Source organism: Pseudomonas grimontii (assembly GCF_007858185.1).
Classification (GTDB): Bacteria; Pseudomonadota; Gammaproteobacteria; order Pseudomonadales; family Pseudomonadaceae; genus Aquipseudomonas; species Aquipseudomonas grimontii.
Genome location: NZ_VFES01000054.1, coordinates 1 through 988, shown reverse-complemented (window position 1 = coordinate 988; position 988 = coordinate 1). Strand labels below are relative to the sequence as shown.

General features: G+C 65.6%; 1 protein-coding gene and 1 pseudogene. Both read left to right on the top strand.

Going from position 1 to position 988, the window contains the following annotated elements; all coding sequences use genetic code 11:
• A pseudogene (locus FIV39_RS32915) lies at positions 1-247 on the top strand (type II secretion system secretin GspD); the annotation flags it as partial.
• 142 nt (positions 248-389) lie between these two features.
• A partial coding sequence (locus FIV39_RS32910) for a GspE/PulE family protein (protein WP_186731577.1) occupies positions 390-988 on the top strand: 599 nt, incomplete at its 3' end.

Sequence of the window (988 nt, the reverse complement as noted above, 5' to 3'; positions counted from 1 at the left end):
CAAGACCAACCTGATGGTGTTTTTACGGCCCTACATCATTCGCGACAGTGGGGCGGGGCGTAGCATCACCTTGAACCGCTATGAGTTTATGCGTCGGGCGCAGAGCGGCTTGCAGCCGGATCACAGTTGGGCGATGCCGGATGTGCAGGCGCCGCAATTGCCATCGGTGGAGAAGGCGATTCCGGGCGGGCAGCAGCAGGGGCCGAGGGCGGTCATCCGCGCCGTACCGGTAGGCGCACGGCCATGAGCCTGCTGTTCGCTGGGCCAAATGTGGGAGGGGGTTTGCCCCCGATAGCGGTGGGTCAGTTTGTACACCTGTGGCTGACACACCCTCATCGGGGGCAAGCCCCCTCCCACATTTGCACTGTGTATTCCTGTGGGAGAGGGGTATGAGCCTGCTGCCCTACGCCTGGGCCAAATCCCAACGCATTCTCCTGCGCCCCGGCGAGGACGGTCTGCTGCTGACCGTCTGCCCCTCAACCCCCGGCTGGTCGATCAGCGAAGTGCGGCGCCAGTTCGGCCAGTCGCGGGTTGAGCAGATACGCGATGACGAACTCGACGGCCTCCTGGCCAGCGCCTATGCCGACACCGGCAGCGCCGCCGCCGTGGTCGGCGCGGCGGAAAACGAGGTCGACCTCGACCGCCTGATGCAGGACATGCCCGAAATCACCGACCTGCTCGACACCCAGGACGGCGCGCCGGTGATCCGCATGATCAACGCCTTGCTCACTCAGGCCGCGCGGGACGAGGCCAGTGATATTCACATCGAGCCGTATGAAACCCATTCGGTGGTGCGCTACCGCGTCGACGGCACCCTGCGCGATGTGGTGTCGCCGCGCAAGGCGTTGCATGGCGCGCTGGTGTCGCGGATCAAGATCATGGCCCAGCTCGACATCGCCGAAAAACGCCTGCCCCAGGACGGGCGTATCGCCCTGCGCGTGGCCGGGCGACCCATCGACATTCGTGTCTCGACGGTGCCCACCGGGCA